This window comes from Vibrio sp. Y176 (assembly GCF_033438945.1).
In genome coordinates, this window is the sequence record NZ_JAWOQS010000490.1 from 1 (window position 1) to 721 (window position 721).

1 protein-coding gene and 1 pseudogene are annotated in these 721 nt (G+C 44.4%); one reads left to right on the forward strand and one right to left on the reverse strand.

Going from position 1 to position 721, the window contains the following annotated elements; translation table 11 throughout:
• A pseudogene (locus tag R7O13_RS26885) lies at positions 1-80 on the forward strand (CPXCG motif-containing cysteine-rich protein); the annotation flags it as partial.
• Positions 81-175: 95 nt separating this feature from the next.
• On the opposite strand, the gene R7O13_RS26890 reads toward R7O13_RS26885, so the two are convergent.
• Positions 176-721, reverse strand: a 546-nt coding sequence (locus R7O13_RS26890; RefSeq protein WP_318305211.1) for a riboflavin synthase subunit alpha, incomplete at its 5' end; no start/stop codon positions are given.

Here is a 721-nt window from a genome sequence, read left to right on the forward strand (position 1 = left end):
GCCATGCGATTCATTTAAATATGCGCGTGGACGAACTTCAAGATAAAGTCGAGTTGTTTATTGATGACAACTACGAGTAGCCACCCTTGGTATTGTTTTAAATCCATTTAAAATAGAAAAAGGAGCCTCTTTGCTCCTTTTTCTTCATCTATATAAGGCCAAATCTGCGTTCCAGCTACAACTGTTTAGCCGCCAGTACGCGCTCAACAGTATCAACGATAGCTTGAGTTTGTGGATCGAATTCAATGTTCACCTTGTCACCCACCTGTCGACTGCCAAACAAGGTTCTTTGTAAAGTTTCAGGAATCAAATGCACAGAGAAACGGTTTGCTTCAACTTCTCCAATGGTTAGCGAGCAGCCGTCGATACCGATGTAACCTTTCGCAAGAACATATTTCATCGACTCTTGTGGTAACTCAAACCAAATTGTGCGGTTGTTCGGCGTATCAATCACATCCACAATGTTTGCCATTAAGCTAATGTGACCAGACATACTGTGCCCACCGATTTCGTCACCAAATTTAGCAGCGCGCTCAACGTTAACGGCGCTTCCTTCTTCGAGAAGCCCCAAGTTGGTCAACGCAAGCGTGGCTTGCATCAAGTCAAAGCTGACTCGATTTTCATCGATGTTCGTCACAGTTAAACAGCAGCCATTGTGCGCTACAGACGCACCAATTTCTAACCCTTCGATTAACGCGCCATCAAGTTCAATGACGTGAGT